20 protein-coding genes are annotated in these 19,959 nt (G+C 69.7%); 6 read left to right on the top strand and 14 right to left on the bottom strand.

Features of this window, described 5'->3' with window-relative positions:
* Window positions 1–147: 147 nt before the first annotated feature.
* The 4 genes from ACFXGX_RS03135 to ACFXGX_RS03120 form a co-directional block, all read right to left on the bottom strand.
* The gene (locus ACFXGX_RS03135) at window positions 148–2,427 is read right to left on the bottom strand and encodes an ABC transporter permease (protein ID WP_384784073.1); all 2,280 of its coding nucleotides are present in this window, start codon (window positions 2,425–2,427) and stop codon (window positions 148–150) included.
* Window positions 2,424–3,116, bottom strand: coding sequence for an ABC transporter ATP-binding protein (locus tag ACFXGX_RS03130; protein ID WP_384784071.1), 693 nt, complete (start codon window positions 3,114–3,116; stop codon window positions 2,424–2,426). Before ACFXGX_RS03130 ends, ACFXGX_RS03135 begins: the two co-directional genes overlap by 4 nt.
* 90 nt (window positions 3,117–3,206) lie before the next feature.
* Window positions 3,207–3,368, bottom strand: coding sequence for a hypothetical protein (locus tag ACFXGX_RS03125; RefSeq protein WP_384784069.1), 162 nt, complete (start codon window positions 3,366–3,368; stop codon window positions 3,207–3,209).
* A gap of 98 nt (window positions 3,369–3,466) precedes the next feature.
* Complete coding sequence (locus ACFXGX_RS03120) at window positions 3,467–5,182, bottom strand: protein kinase (RefSeq protein ID WP_384784067.1); 1,716 nt, start codon at window positions 5,180–5,182, stop codon at window positions 3,467–3,469.
* 575 nt (window positions 5,183–5,757) lie between these two features.
* Here ACFXGX_RS03120 and ACFXGX_RS03115 point away from each other — a divergent pair.
* Both ACFXGX_RS03115 and ACFXGX_RS03110 read left to right on the top strand, forming a co-directional pair.
* Window positions 5,758–5,982: a hypothetical protein gene (locus tag ACFXGX_RS03115; RefSeq protein WP_384784065.1), complete on the top strand. Its 225-nt coding sequence runs from the start codon at window positions 5,758–5,760 to the stop codon at window positions 5,980–5,982.
* Between the two features lie 426 nt (window positions 5,983–6,408).
* Complete coding sequence (locus tag ACFXGX_RS03110) at window positions 6,409–6,534, top strand: DUF397 domain-containing protein (protein WP_384784063.1); 126 nt, start codon at window positions 6,409–6,411, stop codon at window positions 6,532–6,534.
* A 267-nt stretch (window positions 6,535–6,801) separates the two neighbouring features.
* Here ACFXGX_RS03110 and ACFXGX_RS03105 read toward each other — a convergent pair whose 3' ends face one another.
* Window positions 6,802–7,284: a hypothetical protein gene (locus tag ACFXGX_RS03105; RefSeq protein ID WP_384784061.1), complete on the bottom strand. Its 483-nt coding sequence runs from the start codon at window positions 7,282–7,284 to the stop codon at window positions 6,802–6,804.
* Between the two features lie 46 nt (window positions 7,285–7,330).
* Entirely contained in the window at window positions 7,331–8,191 is an 861-nt protein-coding gene (locus ACFXGX_RS03100; protein ID WP_384784060.1) for a helix-turn-helix domain-containing protein, read from the bottom strand.
* 494 nt (window positions 8,192–8,685) lie between these two features.
* Between ACFXGX_RS03100 and ACFXGX_RS03095 the strand changes: the two genes are divergently transcribed.
* On the top strand, window positions 8,686–9,108 hold the full coding sequence (locus tag ACFXGX_RS03095; protein WP_384784058.1) for a DUF4259 domain-containing protein: 423 nt from the start codon (window positions 8,686–8,688) through the stop codon (window positions 9,106–9,108).
* Between the two features lie 86 nt (window positions 9,109–9,194).
* Here ACFXGX_RS03095 and ACFXGX_RS03090 read toward each other — a convergent pair whose 3' ends face one another.
* Complete coding sequence (locus ACFXGX_RS03090; RefSeq protein ID WP_384784056.1) at window positions 9,195–9,446, bottom strand: hypothetical protein; 252 nt, start codon at window positions 9,444–9,446, stop codon at window positions 9,195–9,197.
* A 489-nt stretch (window positions 9,447–9,935) separates the two neighbouring features.
* On the opposite strand from ACFXGX_RS03090, the gene ACFXGX_RS03085 reads away from it, so the two are divergent.
* A complete protein-coding gene (locus tag ACFXGX_RS03085; protein ID WP_384784054.1) occupies window positions 9,936–10,532 on the top strand; it encodes a GNAT family N-acetyltransferase in 597 nt (198 codons plus the stop codon).
* Window positions 10,533–10,589: 57 nt separating this feature from the next.
* Here ACFXGX_RS03085 and ACFXGX_RS03080 read toward each other — a convergent pair whose 3' ends face one another.
* On the bottom strand, window positions 10,590–11,585 hold the full coding sequence (locus ACFXGX_RS03080; RefSeq protein ID WP_384784052.1) for an alpha/beta hydrolase: 996 nt from the start codon (window positions 11,583–11,585) through the stop codon (window positions 10,590–10,592).
* A gap of 93 nt (window positions 11,586–11,678) precedes the next feature.
* Window positions 11,679–11,996 carry a putative quinol monooxygenase gene (locus ACFXGX_RS03075; RefSeq protein WP_384784050.1) on the bottom strand — a complete coding sequence of 106 codons (318 nt, stop codon included), beginning with the start codon at window positions 11,994–11,996 and terminating at the stop codon, window positions 11,679–11,681.
* 151 nt (window positions 11,997–12,147) lie between these two features.
* Between ACFXGX_RS03075 and ACFXGX_RS03070 the strand changes: the two genes are divergently transcribed.
* Together ACFXGX_RS03070 and ACFXGX_RS03065 are read left to right on the top strand one after the other, a co-directional pair.
* Entirely contained in the window at window positions 12,148–13,053 is a 906-nt protein-coding gene (locus ACFXGX_RS03070; protein WP_384784048.1) for an AraC family transcriptional regulator N-terminal domain-containing protein, read from the top strand.
* A gap of 156 nt (window positions 13,054–13,209) precedes the next feature.
* Window positions 13,210–13,959, top strand: coding sequence for an SDR family oxidoreductase (locus tag ACFXGX_RS03065; protein WP_384784046.1), 750 nt, complete (start codon window positions 13,210–13,212; stop codon window positions 13,957–13,959).
* A 263-nt stretch (window positions 13,960–14,222) separates the two neighbouring features.
* On the opposite strand, the gene ACFXGX_RS03060 is transcribed toward ACFXGX_RS03065, so the two are convergent.
* The 5 genes from ACFXGX_RS03060 to ACFXGX_RS03040 form a co-directional block, all read right to left on the bottom strand.
* Complete coding sequence (locus ACFXGX_RS03060; RefSeq protein WP_384784044.1) at window positions 14,223–14,459, bottom strand: hypothetical protein; 237 nt, start codon at window positions 14,457–14,459, stop codon at window positions 14,223–14,225.
* A 101-nt stretch (window positions 14,460–14,560) separates the two neighbouring features.
* The gene (locus ACFXGX_RS03055; RefSeq protein WP_384784042.1) at window positions 14,561–15,439 is read right to left on the bottom strand and encodes a ribosome-inactivating family protein; all 879 of its coding nucleotides are present in this window, start codon (window positions 15,437–15,439) and stop codon (window positions 14,561–14,563) included.
* 60 nt (window positions 15,440–15,499) lie between these two features.
* Window positions 15,500–16,354, bottom strand: a complete 855-nt coding sequence (locus ACFXGX_RS03050) for an aegerolysin family protein (RefSeq protein ID WP_384784040.1) — start codon at window positions 16,352–16,354, stop codon at window positions 15,500–15,502.
* Between the two features lie 147 nt (window positions 16,355–16,501).
* The gene (locus tag ACFXGX_RS03045) at window positions 16,502–16,726 is read right to left on the bottom strand and encodes a hypothetical protein (protein ID WP_384784038.1); all 225 of its coding nucleotides are present in this window, start codon (window positions 16,724–16,726) and stop codon (window positions 16,502–16,504) included.
* 123 nt (window positions 16,727–16,849) lie between these two features.
* Window positions 16,850–19,780: a BTAD domain-containing putative transcriptional regulator gene (locus tag ACFXGX_RS03040; RefSeq protein WP_384784036.1), complete on the bottom strand. Its 2,931-nt coding sequence runs from the start codon at window positions 19,778–19,780 to the stop codon at window positions 16,850–16,852.
* Between the last annotated feature and the right edge of the window lie 179 nt (window positions 19,781–19,959).

The raw sequence follows: 19,959 nt of genomic DNA, 5'->3' as shown, positions 1-19,959 counted from the left end.
TGGGCGCGCGGGTGGGGGGGGTTGGTCGGGTGCGTGTGCTGGGGCGCGTGGGGGCGGGGGGGGCGCGCGCCCCGCCCCCCCCCCCGCGGCGGCCCCCCCCCCCCCCCCCCGCCGAGCCGACGGACGAGGAGCGGTCAAGCGCTGTGGTCAGTCGCGCCGGATCAGTTCCGGGTCGATGCGCCGTCCCACGAGCGGGAGTGCGCCGACGGCGGAAACGGCCGCCACGCCCGCTGCCGCGAGCGCGAGCATCGGGACGCCGGCGGAGTCCCAGTAGATCTCGCTGCCCCCGGTGACCAGGTAGCAGGACTCGGCGACCTTGCCCGTCACGAGCGCCAGCGCGAGCCCGATGCTCAGGGGGAGCACGACCTGTATGCACTGCACGGCTCGCATCGTCCGGGCCCGTGCTCCGATCAGTGTGATGGCGGTGACCTGTGCACGCCGTTCCACCGCCCGGTCGGTCGCCGAGACGACGAAGGCCGCGGTTCCGATGACCAGACCCATGATCATGCCGACGGCGAGCAGGGTCTCGAGGACGGCGATCTGCTGGAGGCCCTCGATGTTCACGCCTATGGGTTCGACCTCGATGGTCGGGGCGACAGCGGCGACACCGTCGAGGACCCTGCGGACCTCGTCGTGGTCGGAGCTGCTGGTGAGGACGTACCGCGCCTCCTCCGGGCGGGCCGTGGAGGACAGCGCCGACGGCGGGACGAGCACGTCCGCTCCGTGTACCGCCGACGGGTCGTACGCACTGTAGGTGATGGTGTCGTGCGGAAGTTCGATGTTCAGGGTCTTGCCGGGACCGCCCTTCGGATCGCGGAAGGGGAGGGTGTCACCAGGGCGCGCCCCCTGGCCGGTGCCCGCGTTCGGGTCACTGAGCCGCATCACCTTGCCGTCGACGCATCCGTCGGAGTGCCTCACCAGCTTGGACAGTTGACCGCAGGTGGCGACGACGGCGCTGGCCCAGGGCTGGTCGGCGGAACCATTGGGGTCGGTCCAGGACTCCATCGTCACGGCGTGCGCGCGTACCCCCGGCAGGGCGGCGAGATCGTGCTGTTGCCGAGCCGTGAGCGATGACAGAGGGATGGAGTAGTCCTGCACGGGAGAGGACGGCCGGGTGACCTGCTCCAGCTGGATCAGGACGCCCTGGGCCAGGGAGGCGGAGAAGAGGAGGAGCACGAGGCCGGTGACGACCCGCATGGTGCTGCCCGGCTCGACCTCGTTGCGGCGCATCGCCAGGTTCAGGGTGAGGGACTGGGTGGTTCGCGCCAGTCGGAGGGCAAGGGAGTAGGAGATAAGGGGCAGCGTCAGTACCAGCCCCAGGCCTGTCAGCAGAATGCCCGCCGGCATCAGGAGCGCGTTCGGGCCGAGGCTGTTGGCGGGATGGTCGGTGAAGCCGGTGGCGCAGTAGCCGACGACGATGCCGAGGCCGGTCACAAGGAGCAGGCCGCCCCACTTGGCGGGGCGCTTGGGGATGGCGGTGCGGCGTACCGCCAGTGGATTGGCGGCGGCATCGCGTGCGCCGGCCCGGCCGACAAACCAGGCGAGGAGCGGGGAGCCGATCAGGCAGACGCCGGCGGTCGTCGCGGACAGCTCGCCATCGGCCGGGTACCACCTCAGACTGGGCAGTCCGGTCCGGGTCATCACCTGGTTGAGGACCCAGTACTCGCCGAGGCCGAGAACCGCGCCGAGCAAGGCCGCCATCACGGTTTCGGCGGCGTTGACCCGCTGGGTCCCCCTGGTGCTCAGGCCCAGCAGACGCAGGGAGGCCAGGCGACGGTTCCGGCTGGCGGCGGAGAGCCGGGCACAGACGGAGAGGAAGATGCCGAGGGGGAGCAGGACCAGTGAGCCCAGGGCGAAACGGATGTACGTCAGGGTCGAGGGTTCGACGGCGGGGAAGGGCGCGTAGCTGTATCCCCATCCCTTCAAGGCGCGGCCCTCGCCGGCGATCTTGTCGCGTGTCGTGCCGATGTAGGCGAACAGTTCGTCGGGGTGGGCGAGTCCGGTCGCGCCGATCAGACCCTTCTCGTGACCTGGCAGGAGTCCCTTGACGGCGGGTCGGTCACGCAGCAGGTCGTGTACGCGAGGAGAGACGAACACCTCGCCCGGGTCCGGGAGTTCCTTCAGCCCTGGCGGGGCGTTGTCGGCGCTCTTGATCCCCTTGGCGACGAACACCCGGGTGAACGCCTTCGAGCCGTAGGGGTCGGTGCGCTGGAGCAGCAGGGTGGAACCCGTGGGCCGCGCGGAAGTGGTCTGTGGTTGTCGTGCGGCGGCCCGGCCGTCGTGTGCGTCGAGGATCTGCGGGACGGTGAGGACGAGAGCGAGGCAGCAGACTCCGAGGGAGCCGCCGGCCGCCATGAGGAAGAAGCGTATGCGGTTGCCGCGACCGGAGCCGAACAGCAGGCGCAGACCGAGCTGGAACTCCCTCACGCCGCCCCCCGGTGGGCGAGGATTCCGTCGGACATCGTGTAGTGGGTGTCGGCCTGCGCGGCGACGGCGGGGTCATGGGTGACCAGGATGACGGCGGTGCCCTGTGAGCGCGCCAGGCCGAGGAACTCCTTCAGTACGGCAGACGCGTTGGCGCTGTCCAGGGACCCGGTCGGCTCGTCGGCGAACACGACGGCCGGGCGGTGGACCAAGGCCCGTGCGACGGCGACGCGTTGACACTGGCCACCCGACACCTGCGACGGGCGGCGCTCGCGCAGTTCGCCGAGTCCGAGCCGGGCGAGGACTTCACCGGCGGCCGCGAGCGCGGGCCGCTTGCGCTGCCCGGCCAGGCGTAGTGGCAGGGCGGTGTTCTCCTCGATGGTCAGCTCGGGGAGGAGTTCGCCGTACTGGAAGACGAAACCGAAGCGTTCACGGCGCAGCGTACTGATCTCGTCGTCGGTGAGATCGCCGAGCGAGTTCCCTTCGAACCGGACCTGCCCACGCGCGGGGGACAGCACTCCCGCGAGGCAGTAGAGCAGCGATGACTTCCCCGAACCGCTCTGCCCGGTGATGGCCGTGACCTCCCCCCGGGAGATCGAGATGTGGGCGTCGCTGACAGCCAGGTGCTTGCCGTAGGAAAGGTCGACGCCCTTGGCGGAAAGGACTTCTGACGTACTGATGGATTCCCCCAAAGAAGCGACCGGGCCCAGGAGGTCAGCCTGGGCCCGGTACTTGGCGGTGTGCTTTTGCTTACCGCTGGTAGTGCGTACACGTTGTGGTCGTCACCGTGGCCCGGCGTCCTGGAGCTGGCCCTTCCACTCGAAGGCGCCGTGGTCCTCGCCCGCGGGGTGCCACGCGTATTCGCCGTGGTGGAACTTCGCACCGCCGGTCGACAGTGTCGGAATGTCGTGCCACGAGGCGGCGAACGCTGTGCCCGCCCCCATGGCGAAGAGCGGTGGCAAGGCATGCGCGGCGGGACAGGACGGCGCCGCTGGCGGGCCACACGAGCAGGTCGAGGGCGCGGGCGATGCCGACGGATCGCTCAGTCCTGGGCAGGCATCACCCGGGTCACCTTGCCCTTCAGGTCGGCATCCAGATAGCCGGTGACGTGGTCGTCGGCGAGATAGACAGCCAGTCCCAGCGGGGTGTCGAACGTGTCGTCGGCAGGGCGCACCAGGACGTAGCGCATGGTCGGCCGCTGTACGTTCAGGTCCTTCTTTGCTCGCTTCAGCAGGGCGGGAAGGACGTCCCAGTCGAAGCTGTCGAGACTGAAGGGGCGTTCGCCGCCGATGATCGCGCTGCTGATGATGCTTTTCTCGACACCCTGGCCCGGGCGGTAGGTGTAGCTGTCGTACTTGGTGTCGCTGCCCTTGACCATGATGTCCGCGGAGACATAGGCCGGATAGACCGTGAGGTCGCATGCCCGGTCCGTGCCGGTTGCGGCCTTGATCTCCTTCACCGCCGTCCGGATGCCGTCGGGGGTGAGCAGATCCGTCTTCGCGTCAGGCTGTGGCGTCGGAGTCGAGCGGGACGGTGTGCGCGTGGGGTCCGTCGTCCTGGCCGAGGAGGTCGCACCGGCTGAATCGGCGGGCTTTCCGCTGTCCTTGTCGCCTCCGTCCGGAACCAGGGTCCACACCAGGACTCCTGCCAGCACGGTCCCGACGACGGACGAGGCGATCGCGATTCGGCTCTTCGCGCGGTCGCCGGGCCGTGCCGGCGTCTGCCGTGTGGGGCCCGCCGGGTACGGAGTCGGCGGGCCGAAGCCCGAAGCCGGCCCGAAGCCGGCGGCTGGTCCGAAGCCGGCAGGCGGTCCGGACCCAACCGACGCGGAGGGTACGGGCGTTGCACCCGGCGGAGGGGCCAGCCGGTACGACGTGGCCCCGTCCGCCCCGGCGGGAGCACTCGGAACCATGTTGCTGCCCTCGATCGCCTCCGCGAGCAGCCGGTCCGCGGTCGTCGCGTCCACCCGATCGGCCGGGTTCCTGACGAGCACGGCGTTCAGAAACCCGGTCAGGACTCCGGCTCGGACGGGTGGCGGAAGCTGCTCGCTCAGCAGCGCCGCCAGCGTCGCGAGGGTGGTTCCCCTGCGCAGCGGGTGATGTCCCTCGACGGCGACGTACAGCATCATCGCCAGCGACCACAGGTCGGAGCCCGGGCCGCCCTCGCCGCCGGAGATGCGCTCCGGCGCCATGTAGTCGGGCGTGCCGATGATCGACCCGGTCACGGTCAGGGCGGTCGAGTCCCTGATGGTCGCGATGCCGAAGTCGGTGAGGACGGGACGTCCGTCGGGTCTCAGCAGCACGTTGGCGGGTTTCACGTCCCGGTGCTGGATGCCGACATCGTGCGCGGCGCGTAGTGCGGCCAGCACCTCGCGACCCAGCCGGGCGGCGTCGACGGGCGCCAACGGCCCCTTCTCGAGCCGGTCCTGAAGTGATCCGCCGGTCACCAGTTCCATGACGAGCCACGGGTAGGCGTACTCGCCGCCGTCCACCACGTGGTGGATGGTCACGACATTGGGGTGATCGACGCGAGCCAGCGCCCGTGCCTCGCGCAGTACTCGGGCCCGGAGCATTGCCGCGCCCTGCGGGTCGTACTCGGCGAGCCCCGGATCGGGCGGCCGTACCTCCTTGAGCGCCACGGCCCGGTCAAGGACCAGATCGCGTGCACGCCACACCGTGCCCATGCCGCCGCCACCGAGCCGCGTCTCCAGCTCGAAGCGCCCCTCTATGACCCGTCTGCCGGAATCACCCTCGTTCATGGCCGGAAGCCTACGAGATACCTGTGACACGGCCCCACGCAGGTGACCGCAACACTCGTAGGCCGGTGCGATCAACGCCTGTGTGTGCGGGTCGCACCCCGCAACCCCGCGATGCATCTACGCGTCGGCACCCACCACCGCACTTCCCGCCACCGGCAGCCCTCGCCCCCATCCGCGAAGCCCTCACCTCACCCGACCCGGCCACGCACCGCCAACCCCCTTGCCCACCACCGTCTTCACCGAACACGGCTTCACGCGACCGTCCCAGCCCCCTGCCGCCACGGCGCCCCCGCTGTGCACGAGCAGGCAGGGGCGCCCGCGGCGGCGCTTCTACCGGCTCACCCACGACGGTGCCGAACAGGCCCGTGACGCCCTGGCGCGCGCCTACCGGTCCCGCAGGCAACCGCTGCCTGGGATGGGCGGCCCGCCCGGCCATGTTGAGCATTGACCGCCTGATGAGGGTGATGCCGTGCATGAGTGCTCGTACTCAAGTCTTGCCCATGACGCTCACACGCCGTGGTCACGTTTCGTGGTGAGCGGTCAGGATTCAGTTCGGCCTGGGCCCCGCAGGCGAAGTGACCCTGCCCCGCCCCGGTGTCTACGAACGCCGCGCATGGTGGGCCAACCGGAAGGCGGTTGCCGACTATTACGACACCACCCTCGACCAGCTCACCGAAGATTCTCGGGATGGTCAGCTGATCGAAGCTTGGCACAACTGCCCTGTCACCGAACGGTACGTTCTGGACCTCGCCTACACCCAGGCGCCCGGACCCGTCGACGACGACGAAGATTGGGCCTAGATCGGTGGCGGGAGGCGGGTCATCCGAGCCGCACTGTGTGGCAAGGCCGATGCGCGCGGTCGGGCAGCCCGTGAACGTTTGACTTCGGGATGTCAACTCCCGTGCGGAGGACATGTTGTTGCACGTGGAGGGTGGCGACCGCGAAGGGGCGGTGCCAGGTCGGCCTGTTCCCGTATGGCGGTTCCGTTCAGGCAACCGTAACCTTGGTCCTGGTTGCTGTGGGTAGTCTTTCGGGCGCCCTTCGTTGCGGCCGGCAGGGTAATCCGGCTGTTGCTCTGCGGTAGTGCACAACCGTCCACTAGAGTTACTGCGCACCATCCGGGCGGATCGGGGGATCGGGAGGATCTGAAGGTGGTGCATGGGGGGAAACCCTTGTGGCGCAGGAGCAGTAAGTGCGGTAACGAGAGCGAGTGCGTGGAGGTCGCGATGGAACGTGACTACGTGCGTACCCGTGACTCGAAAGCACGTGCCTGGCCTACTTTGACGTTCACCAATGGTGCCTGGTCTGAATTCCTGGGCGCTGTGAGGGCAGGGGAGTTACAGGGCCCGTGACGTTCTTGACCAGCCAGCGGCAAGGGGGAGGGGAGCGTATGGACGCTGGAGCGTCGGCTGCTCACCGTCCGGGCGGGAAAGCCCGAAGCCGCTCCGCAGTGGTAGGCGGAGCGATCACTTTCACGCTCGTCGTCGGCGTCGTCGCCACGGTGGCCGCCGCCGCGGCATCAACGCTGGCCGACAGTGTCGTCCTCAAACGGATCTTATGGGTGTCCGTAGCCGCAATCGTGGCGGTGGCTGCCGGCCTGTGGCGCGCGGGGGTGTCCCCTACGGCGCCCCCACCGGATTCTGATCGCCTTCCGTATGGTTCTCGGGCGGGTTCCCCTCGTTAGTCCGTGCCGAGCGGCGGCGTGTGTGGGCGCGCTTGCCCCACCAGGCCAGCGCGCTGAGCAGCGTGGTGCCGGCCAGGGTCAGGGATCCCGTGCCGACTGTCGGCAGTGACAGTTTGAGACTGGCGGCCTTGTTCGTGACGAACGCGATGGCCGCCACGATGATCAGCAGGCCGACCAGGCCTATGAATCCGAGCCGAGCCGCCATCCGCAATCGCATCTGACCGCGGGCCGCCTCCAGTTGCAGTGTGTTTTCCGCGCGGGCCCTTTCTATCGCGATCAGATTCTGTGCTTGGGCGAGGTCCTGGATGGCCTGTGCCATGAGGGCCTGATCCGTCGGGTCGCCGGTCTGCTCCGCGCCGCCGAGTGTGTTCGTGCGCACCCACTCCAGCAGGCGCTGCCATATCGACCTGGAGACCATGTCTGGCCCTTCCCCCTGGCTTCTGTCACCGTTGACGGGGCCCGGCTCAGCGGACGCCGAGGTCCTGCTGGACGCGGCTGATCAGGTCGGCCGACTCCGACTCGCTGAGCGCCAGATCCGTGATCACCTGAAGGCACTCCTGGTAACGGGCCAGCAGGCGCAGGTCCTCACCGCCGGTCATGCTGCCGGCGGCGTGCTCCAGATAGAGAAGATCGTCATCGTCGGGGAATCCCAGCAGGACGAAACTGCCCAGCGTGCTGTAGTGCGCCCCCGCTTCGAACGGCAGCACCCTCACGGAAATCTCCTGGCGGCTTCCGAGGACGAGCAAGTGGTCCAACTGTTCGCTGAGTACCTCCCTGCCTCCGATCTGACGTCGTACCGCTGCCTCGTCGAGCACGAACACGCAGGCCGGTCGGCCCGAGTCGTCGAACATCCGCTGCTGACGCTCCATGCGAAGGTCCACGACCCTCTGGAAGACGTCCTCGTCCAGGTCGCGGGGGGCGAGGAGGGCTTCGGCGTATCCACGGGTCTGCAAGTGCCCCGGCACCACGATGGGGTGATAGGTGTGCAGGGACGTCGCCGCACCCTCGTATCCCAGATACTGGGCGAACTGAGGGGTGATCACCTCGTGGTATCCGGACCACCAGCTCGGCCCCTTGCTGCCCCTTGCGGCCTGCTCGAGATCCTGCACTCGTTCGGGATCGGTCACGTCGTACAGCGCCAGTAGGGCCCGTAGGTCGCTGACCGACACGCCGACCGTGCCGGTCTCCACCCGGATCAGCTTCGACTGGGACCACTCGACTCGCTCGGCTGCCTCCCGTTGGCTCAGAGCCGCATTCTCACGTGCCCGACGCAGCGAAAGGCGTAGTTTGCGTCGGTTCAGACTTGGATCGATCGGGTGTGTCATCGCCGCTCCTTCTCTGCGCACGTACCCGCGACTTCGTCGGCCATGCACAGAAAGTTCTTAGCTCTTTGCCTAGCTCATTATGCTCCGAGCTTTCTGCATAGAGCTAACTGACCCTGGCTGAAACGAGGGGAGCGTCACGCTGCGAGAAGGAGGATGCACGACAGCCCTGTACGGAAGGGCCACCTGCCCCTCTAACGTCACAGCGTGTGTCTGCGCTCCCGAACTGCCCAGCTTTTTCGCACCGTTGGCGTGCGGAGGCGCGCGAAGGGGGCGCGCGCTGCGCAAAGTGCAACTCGACGCGCGCCTGGCGCGCATGACGTCGCCGCGGTCTCGTCCCGAGGCCGCGTCTGCCGGTCCCCGCGCTCAAAGTCCTTGAGTCGCGACCGGTATGCGTCGGCAAGGGAGGGGTCAGTGGTGGCGCGTACGATCTGGATCTTCCCGCGGGCGCTGCAACGCGGAGCCTTCGTCCGAGAGAGCCGTATCAGGAGCCATGCATGGGAACGTGGGGAACCGGCCCGTTCGACAGCGATCTCGCCGCAGATTTCGTCGATCAACTTGAGGGACTCACCCACCAGCAGGCTATTGACGTGCTCGGGCGGGCCTTCCGGCGAGTCACCGACTCGGGAGAACGCGTCGATGGCGGAGACGGGGCCGAAGCGGTTGCCGCCGGCGCTCTCGTCGCCGGCACCCTCCCGGACAGCCCGATTGTGATTGACCCCGATGACGGCCCCAGGGAACCGCTGCCCAAACTGCCGGCGTCCCTTCGCGCTTCGGCGAGACTCGCCCTGGACCGGGTTCTCCAGGACGGATCAGAGATGGCCACCGGCTGGGTGGACAGCGCCGAGGCCGACCAGTGGTGCCAGGAAGTGCGACAGATCCTCCAAGCACTCGAAGCACCCACTGAGCACTGCTCGTGACCGCTTCGCGGAAGTCGTGCCAGACGCCGTTCCCCCAGGTCGTGACCGTCCCGCGCATGGTGCGGCCGACGCCTGCTCAGGGGCCGTCACTGTATGGCGGTGGCCCGGGGGTTGACCTCACGGCGATCGATCTCGGCCACAGGTGCACTGACAAGGGTGACTCGGACCTTCGCTTTGCTCTTCGCGGACACCAGCACCTGATCGCAGGCATCACTCATGGTGAAGCCGTGCGCGTCCGTGTAGTGGATTTTCACGCCGAAGAGGCGCTCGCGCCCGTTCGGATTCCTGCCCTCGACGATCGTGTCCGGGGCGTCCGTGTCCGCGCAGTACGTGCGCACGGCGGTGCCGTGGGCTTCGTAGTTCCGGCGTTCTCGGCGCTACGACGTCTCGGCGGGGACGGTGAGCGTGCCCTCGCTCCCGGCCTGCCGCGCGCCCTCGGCGCAGAAGCCGCGCCCTCACGGTTACCGCCCGCCACACCCGCCGGTGTACGGGTGCCCCGCGAGGCTTTTTCCCGTACGGGCGTGGGCGGTGTGGCGAGATGAGGGGCGCCCGGCGTTCTCAAGGCCGGCACGGACAGGCGGGCGGTTCCGCGCAGGGACCGGGTCCGCGAGGGCCCTGAAGTGCCCGCGGCCAGCCGCGTACTGACGTCGATACCCAGGCTCGCGGGTCTCTGCGGAGACAAGCTATATTCGGCCGTCGCGCGGTGCTGGAACAGCACTTCAACAATCTTCGTACTGGGGCGGGGCACGATGTGGCAAGCACTGGTCCGCCGGCCCACGGAACCCCTTCACCCACCTGCGCGCGGTAGGTGCGGTGCGGGCAGGCACGTGTTGCGCAGTGAGCGGCTGCTGCTCTACACGCCCCTCATCGCCCTGGATGTAATGGCTCCTGCGGCGGCTGGTTCGGATGCCGAGGCGCAGCGCTGGCTGGGTTCCAGAGCTGACGAGCTTGTGCAGAACGAAGAAACGCGAGAATTGTTCTTGTCCATGCGTGCGGATGACGACCTGTCAGGGTTCGCGCCTCGCGATCGCTTCAAGATGATGAGGAAGCTCGAGAAGCGCTCCGATGGCTTCCTTGGGCTGACCGCCGTGCATGTGGCCGACGGCAGATACGCGGGCGCGACGAGCGTGGACCTGCACTCCGGCGAGATCGGTGGCTGGCTGGCTCCGGACTTCCGCCGGCAGGGACTGGGCGTCGAGCTGTTCCGCTCGGCCGTCCAGTTCGGTCACCGACATCTCGGCCTCAAGGTCGTACGAGCGGGCGCCGAGCCGACGAACAGCGCCTCTCGAGGAGCACTCACGGCAGCGGGTTTCACCCCTGTCCCAGGACTGACACGGTTCACCCTGGGTGACGGGCGTGAGATCGACGCGTGCTGGTACCAGCATCGACAGGAGGCAACTTCACGCTGTCGCGGCGGGAGCTGAGTCGCTCGCGAGACCGGTCACTGCTGCCGGACGAGCCGTTCGCCACCGGGATCACGCTCACTCCCCGCGTCGAGCGCGGGCCGCGGTGGCGGAGCCGGTCGAGAGCAGGAGTCGGGTGAGCCAGTCGGTGCGGGTTCGGCGGGCTGTGGCCGAGATGTCCGCCTGCGGGTACAGGGCGTCGAAGCCGTGGAAGCCGCCTGCCCAGACGTGGAGTTCGGCCTGGCCGCCGGCCGCCCAGATGCGGGTGGCGTAGTCGGTGTCCTCGTCGCGGAAGACTTCGGCGGAGCCGGCGTCGATGTAGGTGGTCGGCAGGCCCGAGAGGTCCTCGGCCCGGGCGGGCGAGACGTACGCGGACACCTCGTCGACGGTGAGGTCGCCGAGAACGGCTCGCCATCCAAACTCGTTCATCTCGCCGGTCCAGACACCGGGTACGCCGGAGTACTGGCGGCTGGAGGTGGTGGTGTTGCGGTGGTCGAGCATGGGGCAGATCAACACCTGAGCGGCGATCGCCGGGGCGCCGAGGTCGCGTGCCAGCAGGGTGAGGCCGGCAGCGAGGCCGCCGCCGGCGCTGGCGCCGGCGACGATGATCCGGGTGGGGTCGATGCCCAGTTCTTCGGAGTGTTCGGCGGTCCAGAGCAGACCTTGGTAGCAGTCGTCGACGAGGGTGGTGCCGGTGGCTTCCGGTGCGAGCCGGTAGTCCACGGAGATCACGACCGCGCCGAACTCGTCGAGCCATTCCAGCGGGATGTCGATCTGCGAGAAGCGGTCGCCCATGACCATCCCGCCACCATGGATCCAGTAGACGCAAGGGGCGGCCGTGGTGCGATCGGTGTCCGCGGGGCTGAAGACTGACATGCGGATCTGGGCACCGTCCGTGGCCGGCACGCTGACCTCGCGCCTTTCGACCTGCCGGTGCGCCAGGAGCGAGTCGACGGGCGCCGAGGGGAGCTGTCGCAGTTGCGCGAGAACTTCCGGGGTGAGCTGGAGCATGAGGGGCATGCCGGTCAGCAGCTCGCGCAGTTCGGGGTCCAGAGCGGGACGTGCGGGGGTCATGGCGTGGGCCTTTCGTGATGTGGTGCCGGGCAAAAGAAGACGGGGGCGTCTGGGCAGGCGGCCAGGTGGCGGTTCGGCAGATCGGTCCGGGGCTCAGAAGGCGGTCTTGCCGAGGACCGGGACGTAGTCGGTGTACTCGGGCTCCTCGGCCAGCAGCCCGGCGATCTGGGCCACGATGGCCTGGGCGGCCTCGCCGGCGAAGATCCGGTGGTGCTCCTCCTCGCTGGTCCAGCCCTCGGTGACATGGATGACGTCGGTGTCGGTCGCGGAACGGGAGACGAGGTAGACGACGCAGTGTTCGCTCGCGCCGGGGCTGCCCTCGTTCAGGCCGGTCAGCAGCAGATCAACCAGCCGACCGCCCATCCCGGGCTCAGCGGTCAGGGTGGCGCTGAAGCCGTATGTGGCAAGCACGATTTTTCTCCTTCGCATTGATATTGATGGAGTGGACTGATTCCATTAAATGCTCCTGACCTGCTGAAACGTTAGAACGATGCTCGCGAGCACTTGCACGATCCTCGCAATCTGGGGAGCAGGATGGTGGAGGGAGTGCTGCAATGGACGCATGTCCCTAGACGAGTTCCGAACCCTGCTGGACCGGCATGCCCGGCCCGACTGGACCACCGCCATCGACGGCGTCCTGATCTCGAAGGTCGACCGGCCGGATCCGCCGGCGCCCTCCATGTCCGGCACGGTGCTCGCCGTCATCGCCCAGGGCGCCAAACGACTCGCGCTGGGCGAGAGGGTCTACGAGTACGGCCCCGGGCAGTACCTGGTCGCATCCGTCGACCTGCCTGTCACCGGGCAGTTCATCCGGGCCGACGCCGAGCAGCCCGCCCTCGGCTTCGGCCTCACCCTGGAACCGTCCGCCGTCGCCGAACTGCTGCTGCAGGCCGGTCCAGGCGACCTCCCTCGCACCGGCGGAGGCACGCCGTCGGGGATCGCCGTCAGCGACGCCCCGCCCGCCCTGCTCGATACGGTGGTCCGGCTACTGCGCCTGCTCGACCAGCCCCGCGACCGGGCCGTGCTGGCCCCGCTGGCCAAGCGCGAGATCCTGTGGCGCCTGATCACCGGCGAGCAGGGGGCGACAGTGCGCCAGCTCGGCCTGGCCGACAGCGGCCTCAGCCATATCTCCCGGGCCGTGCGCTGGATCCGCGAGCACTACGCGCAGCCCTTCCGGGTTGAGGACGTGGCGCGGATGTCGGGCATGAGCGTCTCCGCCTTCTATCGCAGTTTCCAGGCGGTTACCGCGATGAGCCCCATTCAGTTCCAGAAACAGATCCGCCTCCAGGAGGCCCGACTGCTGCTCGCCACCCACCCTGGAGACGTCACAGGGGTCGGACAGCGCGTCGGCTACGACAACCCTTCGCAGTTCAGCCGCGAGTACCGCCGCCAGTTCGGTGAACCCCCGAGCCGGGATGCGGCCCGCCTGCGGAACACCGCGCGCACCCCCGTGAGTGTCCTGCCCTGAAAGGAACGGGCGCATGGAAGAGGATCGTGCAAGTCCAAGAGAGGATAGTTCTACTGTTTATGCAGGTCATGGCGATTCAATGGGATGAGTAGTTCTTCCGCTGAGCAGGAAAATGCCTGCTCGTTGCGGATCCCACCCCATCGCAAGGATCACAGCATGAAGACAGTTCTGATCACTGGCGCCTCATCCGGATACGGACGGGAGACCGCCCTCTACTTCCACTCGCAGGGGTGGAACGTCATCGCCACGATGCGCACGCCGCGTGTGGGGGTCCTTCCTGAGTCGGACCGGCTGCGCGTCGTCGAACTCGACGTGACCAAGCCCGAGACCATCACCGCCGCGTTCGAGGCAGCGGGGCCCATCGACGTCCTGGTCAACAATGCCGGCGTCCCGTCGATCGGCGTGTTCGAGGGCACGCCCATGGCCCGGGTGCGGGACGTCTTCGAGACCAACACGTTCGGCGTGATGGCCACAACGCAGGCGGTGCTGCCCCAGTTCCGTGAGCGGGGCTCCGGCGTGGTGGTCAACGTGACGTCCAGCGTGGTGCTGGGCCACATGCCCCTCTCGGCCGTCTACAAGGCGAGCAAGATGGCCATCGAGGGGTTCACCGCATCCCTCTCCCTCGAACTCGCGCCCTTCGGCGTGCAGGCGAAGACGGTCGAGCCGGGAGCCTGCCTGACGACCAACTTCGCGGCCAACGCGACGAACGGCGCCTCGACGGACGAGCTGGTCCCGGCCCCCTACGCACCGTGGGCGAAGAAGACCATGGATGCCTTCACGGGCCAAGACTTGTTCACCAAGGAGAGCGACGTCGCCGAGACGGTGTGGCGCGCCGTACACGACACGACCGGTCAGCTGCGCTTCCCGGCCGGCCCCGACGCGGTCTGGCTCGCCCAGGCGAAGTGATCAACCAGCAGGCAGAGGGAAACAGTACCGACGCCAGCAGCCCGGCCCGCACGCTACGACTCGCCCCTATTCCGCGAATGCCCGGGTCGGATCGGCGAGTGCGGTGACGGGCCGCTTCGAGCCGGCCAGCGCAGCCTGGCTGTTCAGCCGGGACTGTTGGAGGGTGCCTGATCCTGTGGGGCACCGGGTGGTTGAGCGTCGAGCGGCGGCAGCGGGGGTGTTGATTCCGCCTGCTGGGCCGCTATCCGTGTCCGCTCCCGCAGTCAGCGACGGTGTCCGGAGTGGTCGGCGCGATCAATGTAGCCATAGAGCACGGTGGCGGTCTCCGGGCCGTGCGGGCCGCCGGCGAGGACCCAGGTGCCGACGGCGCGCAGCTCGTCGTTGGGCGCCTCGACGTCAGGCATGATCTCCGCGAGCGCCTCGGGGGCGGGCGGGGTGCCGTCGGCCGGCTGGACCATCACCGTCGTGCCCGTGTCCGGGACGTCCGCCGTCCACTGCACGAACGACGTCCGCCGTCCACTGCATGAACGGCGGGTCGGTCGGCCGGCCGAGGGCGCGGGCGGCGACGGGTGAGGCCGCCCGCGCCGGGGCCGGGGCCGGCCTACAGGTGGGCCGAGTTGGACAGCAGCATGACCAGGACGTTGCGAACGTTCTGGATGGTGCGGAAGCGGCGGGTGCCCAGGACCAGCTCGGCAGGGTGCTCGTGGTTCGCGAGCCGGCGGGTGAAGTCGGTCAGACTGCTCCAGTTGTTCTCCAGTATCAGGTCGTCGCCGGACTGGCTGGCGCCGCCTGTTCCCGGTATCGCGTTCAGGACGTCCTGGTACACGGGCTGGAAGCGGGCCCCCTCGGACGTCGCGGCGACGAGGGTGAGAGCGGCGGTGGCGACCTGCTGGTTGGAGACGTTCCCCGAGCCGTTCGCGAAGTTGTACAGGTTCTCCAGCGACTCACCGAGAGCGTGAAGGCCGAAGCTGAGCTGGGCGCGCGTACGGGACGAGTTGGACTCGAGGTGCCCCTGTGCCATCCCGTACCTGCCGTTGAACGGCAGGGTGCGCGCGTCGCGGTCCATCTCGTGACCCAGGTCGAAGTCGTTGAACTGCACCACCTCTCCCTGACCCACCGAGAAGCCGCGCAGGTAGAGGTTGTCGGTGGTGTAGTGGAGGCTGACCTGGCGATTTCCGGGAAGCAGCACGGTCATCGTCGCGATGTCGGCCTGATCGCTCGTCACCTGGAACGACGGATCGGCCGCGTACGCGTGGCCGGCCGACTGGCGCAGCCGGCTGATGGCCTGGCCGTAGGTGTTGCGGATCACCGAGGCATTGCTGCTCTGGAAGTCCCAGAAGAAGGAGTTCAGGACGACCTGGGGTCGTACCGCCACGGCCGTCGGCGCCGTGTGCGGGTGCGCGTCGGCGGCCTGGGCGCCGGGGGCGGCGCCGGTGAGCAGGGCGGCGGCGAGCAGGAGGGCGGGGATTTCCTTGCGCATGGTGCTCCTTGCGAGGGTCGGGTGTGTGCTGAGCCGGTCGTACGACGGTGAGCGGGCAGGTCAGGCGGTCCGGCGGACCGTGAAGGTGACCCGCGCGTTGTCGCCGCCGCCGCCCACCTGGTCGCACGCGAACCCGGCGGAGACGTTGCAGCTGTAGCTGTTGTGGCCGCTGAACGGGTTGTCCCAGCTGACCGAGACGGTGCCGCCGCCCGACATCGTGTACGTGGCCTGGCCCTCCGTGCCGGTCATGAAACCGTCGGACTCGCTCTGCCAGGTGCCGCTGTCGCTGGGGTTGATGAGCGACGGCGGCAGCGCGTTCTCGCTCCAGATGCCGTGTGACAGGCTCGCCCCGGTACGCACGAACGAACGGCCCGAGTAGTTCGTGAGGTAGACCCTGGTGCTCCGCGCCGCACTGGCGGTGCGGGCCACGCCGGCGGTGCGGGCCGTCAGCCGCGCCGGACCTCCGGTGAGCGTCATGTACACGGTGGCGTTGTCGCCGCCGCCGTCGCTGATCGCGCAGTTGTACCCGGCCGGGGCGTCGCACCCGTAACTGTTGTGGCCCGAGTAGGGGTTGTCCCAGTGGAGGTACACCACCTGGTCGGTGCCCGCGATCTTGAAGTTGGTGTATCCCTCGGTGCCCGTGAGCATCCCGCAGGAGTGACTGCCCCAGCGGGGGCTGGTGTGCTTGGCCACGTAGTCGGGCGGGAGGCTGTCGTTGTCCCAGCAGCCGTGCGAGAGGTTGGAGTAGGTGCGGATCAGCTGTTGATCGGTGTTGTTGCTGAAGGCCACGGCCACGCTGCGGGCGGAGGAGGCGCTCACGGAGGCGGACGCCGGGGCGCCGGTGGCGGGTGCCGCCTGTGCGGCCGGGGCGAGACCCGCGGCGGCACCGGCGAACGCGGCCACGGACAGGGCCACGGCCCGCCAGCGGGCTGGGCGGCGTGCGGAACGTGCGGAACATGTGGAACGTGCGGACATCGTGAACATGCCTTCCGGGAAAGGGAAAAGGGCGGAGGGGAGAGGCGGACCGGCCCGGCTGGAAGGCCGCTCCGGCCGGGCGGGTGATCAGCTCACGTAGAACAGGTCGAACGCGCCGCTTCCGTTGTCCACACACTCGAAGCGGCTGAACAGCCCCATGCCGACGCTCAGCGAACCGGCCGTGCGGCACGCGACGTACGTGTCGTAGTGACCGCCCGGGATGCGGTAGTCGGCCGCCTGCGCCGACTGGGCGCCGGCGCCACCGAGCAGGAGTGCCGCCAGGACCAGGGATCCGGCAGCGGTCTTTCGCATGCGCATAACAAGTCCACCGTTTGTGTGTGTGCCGCGAGCGGCTGTTCGTCAGAGACGGGACGAGCCTCTCGGCACCCGCCCACGTTTCGCCCACGTCTCACCGACGTACCGCTGACGCCCCGCTCACGCCCGCCGTGTGCCCTCCTCGGCGCGCGTGGCCAACACGGCGCGGCGCTCGGCGTACTCCTGGGCGCCCGTGATCCGCGAGAGCAGTTCCAGCGCGTGCCCGGCCGACTCGTGCAGGCCGTGCGCCTCCGCCCGCCCGGCGGACTCCTCCAGTTCCGCCAGGGCCTCGGCGGTGCGGCCGAGCTGCCACAGGGCTTGCCCGCACTGGAGGCGCAGCCACACCCATCCGGCGACCTCCTCCTCCGCGCGGGTCAGCGTGAGCGCCTGCCGGACGAGGGCCAGCGCCTGTTCGGGCCGGCCGCCGTCGAGGGCCATCCGGGCGAGATGCTGAAGGGCCAGGCGCTGGCTGGACAGATGGCCGCAGCGGACCGCCAGCGCCAGTCCGCGCAGACACTCGGCCTGAGCCCGCCGGACTTCACCGTGCCGGGCGTACGCCATGCCGAGGTTGATCCGGGCCGTGGCCGCGGAGACCGGGTCCACGGCCATCGCGGGGGCCGCCTCCAGGTGTCGTACGGCCTCGGGCAGCCGGTCCTGCTCGATCAGCAGCCAGCCGAGCAGCGCCCGGACCCGCGACTCGCCGTCGCCGCCGGCCGCGTGCGGGTCACGCTGAGCGGAGTCGAGCGCGTCGGCCAGCAGGGGGCACCACTCGTCGCGCGGGCGCAGGATCATCAGCGGCCACTGGAGGATGCCCAGCCGCCACGCCTGCGCGTGCAGTCCCCTGGCGCGGGCGGCGGCGACAGTCCGGGCGAGCAGTTCCCGCTGTTCGGCATACCAGTGCAGGGCCTGGGGACGGGAGGTGAACTCCGGGCGGGTGAACGGCAACCAGGTCTCCGGCGGCAGGGCGCAGCACACCTGCGACGAGGGCTCGGCGGCCTCGGTGGCGGCCAGGCAGGTGCGCAGCAGCAGGTCCACCAACCGCCGCAGCGCGCCCTCCGCGTCCGGCCCGGTCACGGCGTCCTCGGACCGAGGGCCGGTGCTGCGGGCGTAGAGGCGGATCATGTCGTGCAGGGACCAGTGACCGTCGCGTTCCTCCACCACGAGGTGGGCGCCGGCCAGGGTGTCGAGCGCGCCCAGGGCTGCATCCTCGGTGGTCCCGGCCAGGGCCGCCGCCGCGTGGACGTCGATGCGTCCGCCCGGGTGCGACGCCAGCGCGTACAGCATCCGGCGGTCCTGAGGCGCGACGTGCCGCAGCGAGGCGCCGAGGGCGGCGCGCGGTCCCCGGTCGTCCACGGACAGCAGGGCCAGTCTGCGGTTGCCGTCATGGAGTTGTGCGGCCATTCCTTCGAGGGAGGTGTCCGGCTGGTAGGCCAGCCGGGCCGCCACCACCCGCAGGGCCAGCGGCAGTCCTCCGCACAGTTCGGCCAGGCGCCGTGCGGCGGCGGGCTCGGCGGCGACCCGCCGCGCTCCGAGTACGGAGACAAGCAGCGCCGCGGAGTCGCCGTCGTCCAGGATGCCGACCGGTACGGGCCGGGCCGCCTCGGAGACGATCAGACCCTCCAGCCGGTCCCGTGAGGTGACCAGGGTGACGCAGCGGGCTCCGCCGGGCAGCAGGGGGCGCACGTGGGCCGAGGAGCCCGCGTCGTCGAGCACCACCAGGACGCGCCGGTCCGCGGTCAGCTCCCGGTAGAGCGCACCCGCACCCTCCGCCGAGTCCGGGACGTCTTCCGGGGCCACTCCGAGCCGCCGCAGGAACCCGTGGAGCACGAGTTCCCCGTCCGCCGGGCCGTGTGCCCCGAAGCCGCCCAGATCCGCGAAGAGCAGGCCGTCGGGGAACCGGCCGGCGTTGTGGTGGGCCCAGTGCACGGCCAGCGTCGTCTTGCCGACGCCCGCGGGGCCCGTGACCAGGCAGACGGGTGCGTCCTCCGCGGTCAGCGCGTCCAACCGGGCCAGCTGGGCCGCGCGCCCGGTGAAGCCTCCCGGGGAGCGCGGCAGAGAGCTCCGCCCGCCGAAGGCAACGGTACGCGGCGCCGCGGGCGCGCTGGACGGCTGCTCGGCCGGGGACGGCAGCCGGGCCGGAGTCACCGGCCCGGTCGGCGACGGCGAGTCGGCTGACGACGGCGAGTCGGCCGGGGACGCCAGCGTGCCTGGGGACGACTGTCCGGCCGGGTACGACTGTCCGGCCGGGCACGACGACGTATCCGGTGACGGCGGTCGGGCCGGGGACGGTCGCGTGCGGCGAGGGGCCGGTGGTTCCTCGCGCAGTACCTCCTCGAAGGCTTGGGTGAGCCGCGGCCCGGGACACACGCCCAGCTCGTCGGCGAGGAGCCGCCGCGTGTGGTGGAAGCGTTCCACGGCCTGCGCCCGCCGACCCGAGCGGTGGAGTGCCAGGATCAGGGCGGCCGCCAGGGACTCGCGCAGCGGATAGGCGGCGATCTCGGCGTCCAGTTCGGCGGCCGCCCGCTCGTGCTGCCCCAGCGTGCCGTAGGCGTCGGCCAGTTGCTCCACCGCGCCGACCCGCTCCTCCTCCAGGGCGCGGGCCGCGTCCAGCAGCAGGGGCCCGGCGGTGGTGCCGGTGAGGGCGGGGCCCTGCCACAGCGCCAGTGCCTGGTGCAGCAGCCGCACCACCTCGGCGGCGTCCGGCTGGGACCGGGCCTGCCGCACCAGCTCCTTGAATCGCGCACTGTCCACCCGGCCTGCGGGCGTGCGCAGTTCATAGGCACCGGTGTGGGTGACGAGGTCCACGCCGTACCCGGCGCCGCCCGAGCCTTCGATGAGACTGCGCAGGTGGGAGACGTGGCCCTGGACGACCGAGCGCGCCCGGACCGGCGGCTCCCCCTCCCACAGTGCCTTGCCCAGGGCTGACACGGGAACGGGCCGGTTCGGCAGCAGCAGCAGGGTGGCCAGCAGACTGCGCCGCTTGGGCGGGCCGAGTGTCAGACGGCCCGAATCCATGACGATCCCCACCGTCCCCAACAGCCTGAACTCCATCGTGCCTCCTCCGCGCTTCCCTGTAATGCGAAGAGGGAAGGGAAGTGACACTCGGTTGTCGGAGAGAGGGAACGCGCCATTCCAGGACCGGAAAAGGCGAGATAAGGGCCATATGCGGGCCATTCGCGGGTCGGATGAGGGTCAGATGAGGGTCATATACGGGTGGTGTACCGGCGGTT

Source organism: Streptomyces sp. NPDC059371 (assembly GCF_042751995.1).
In the GTDB taxonomy this organism is placed as follows: domain Bacteria; phylum Actinomycetota; class Actinomycetes; order Streptomycetales; family Streptomycetaceae; genus Streptomyces.
Note: the sequence above shows the minus strand (reverse complement) of the source record. Positions and strands in the feature narration are given on the sequence as shown.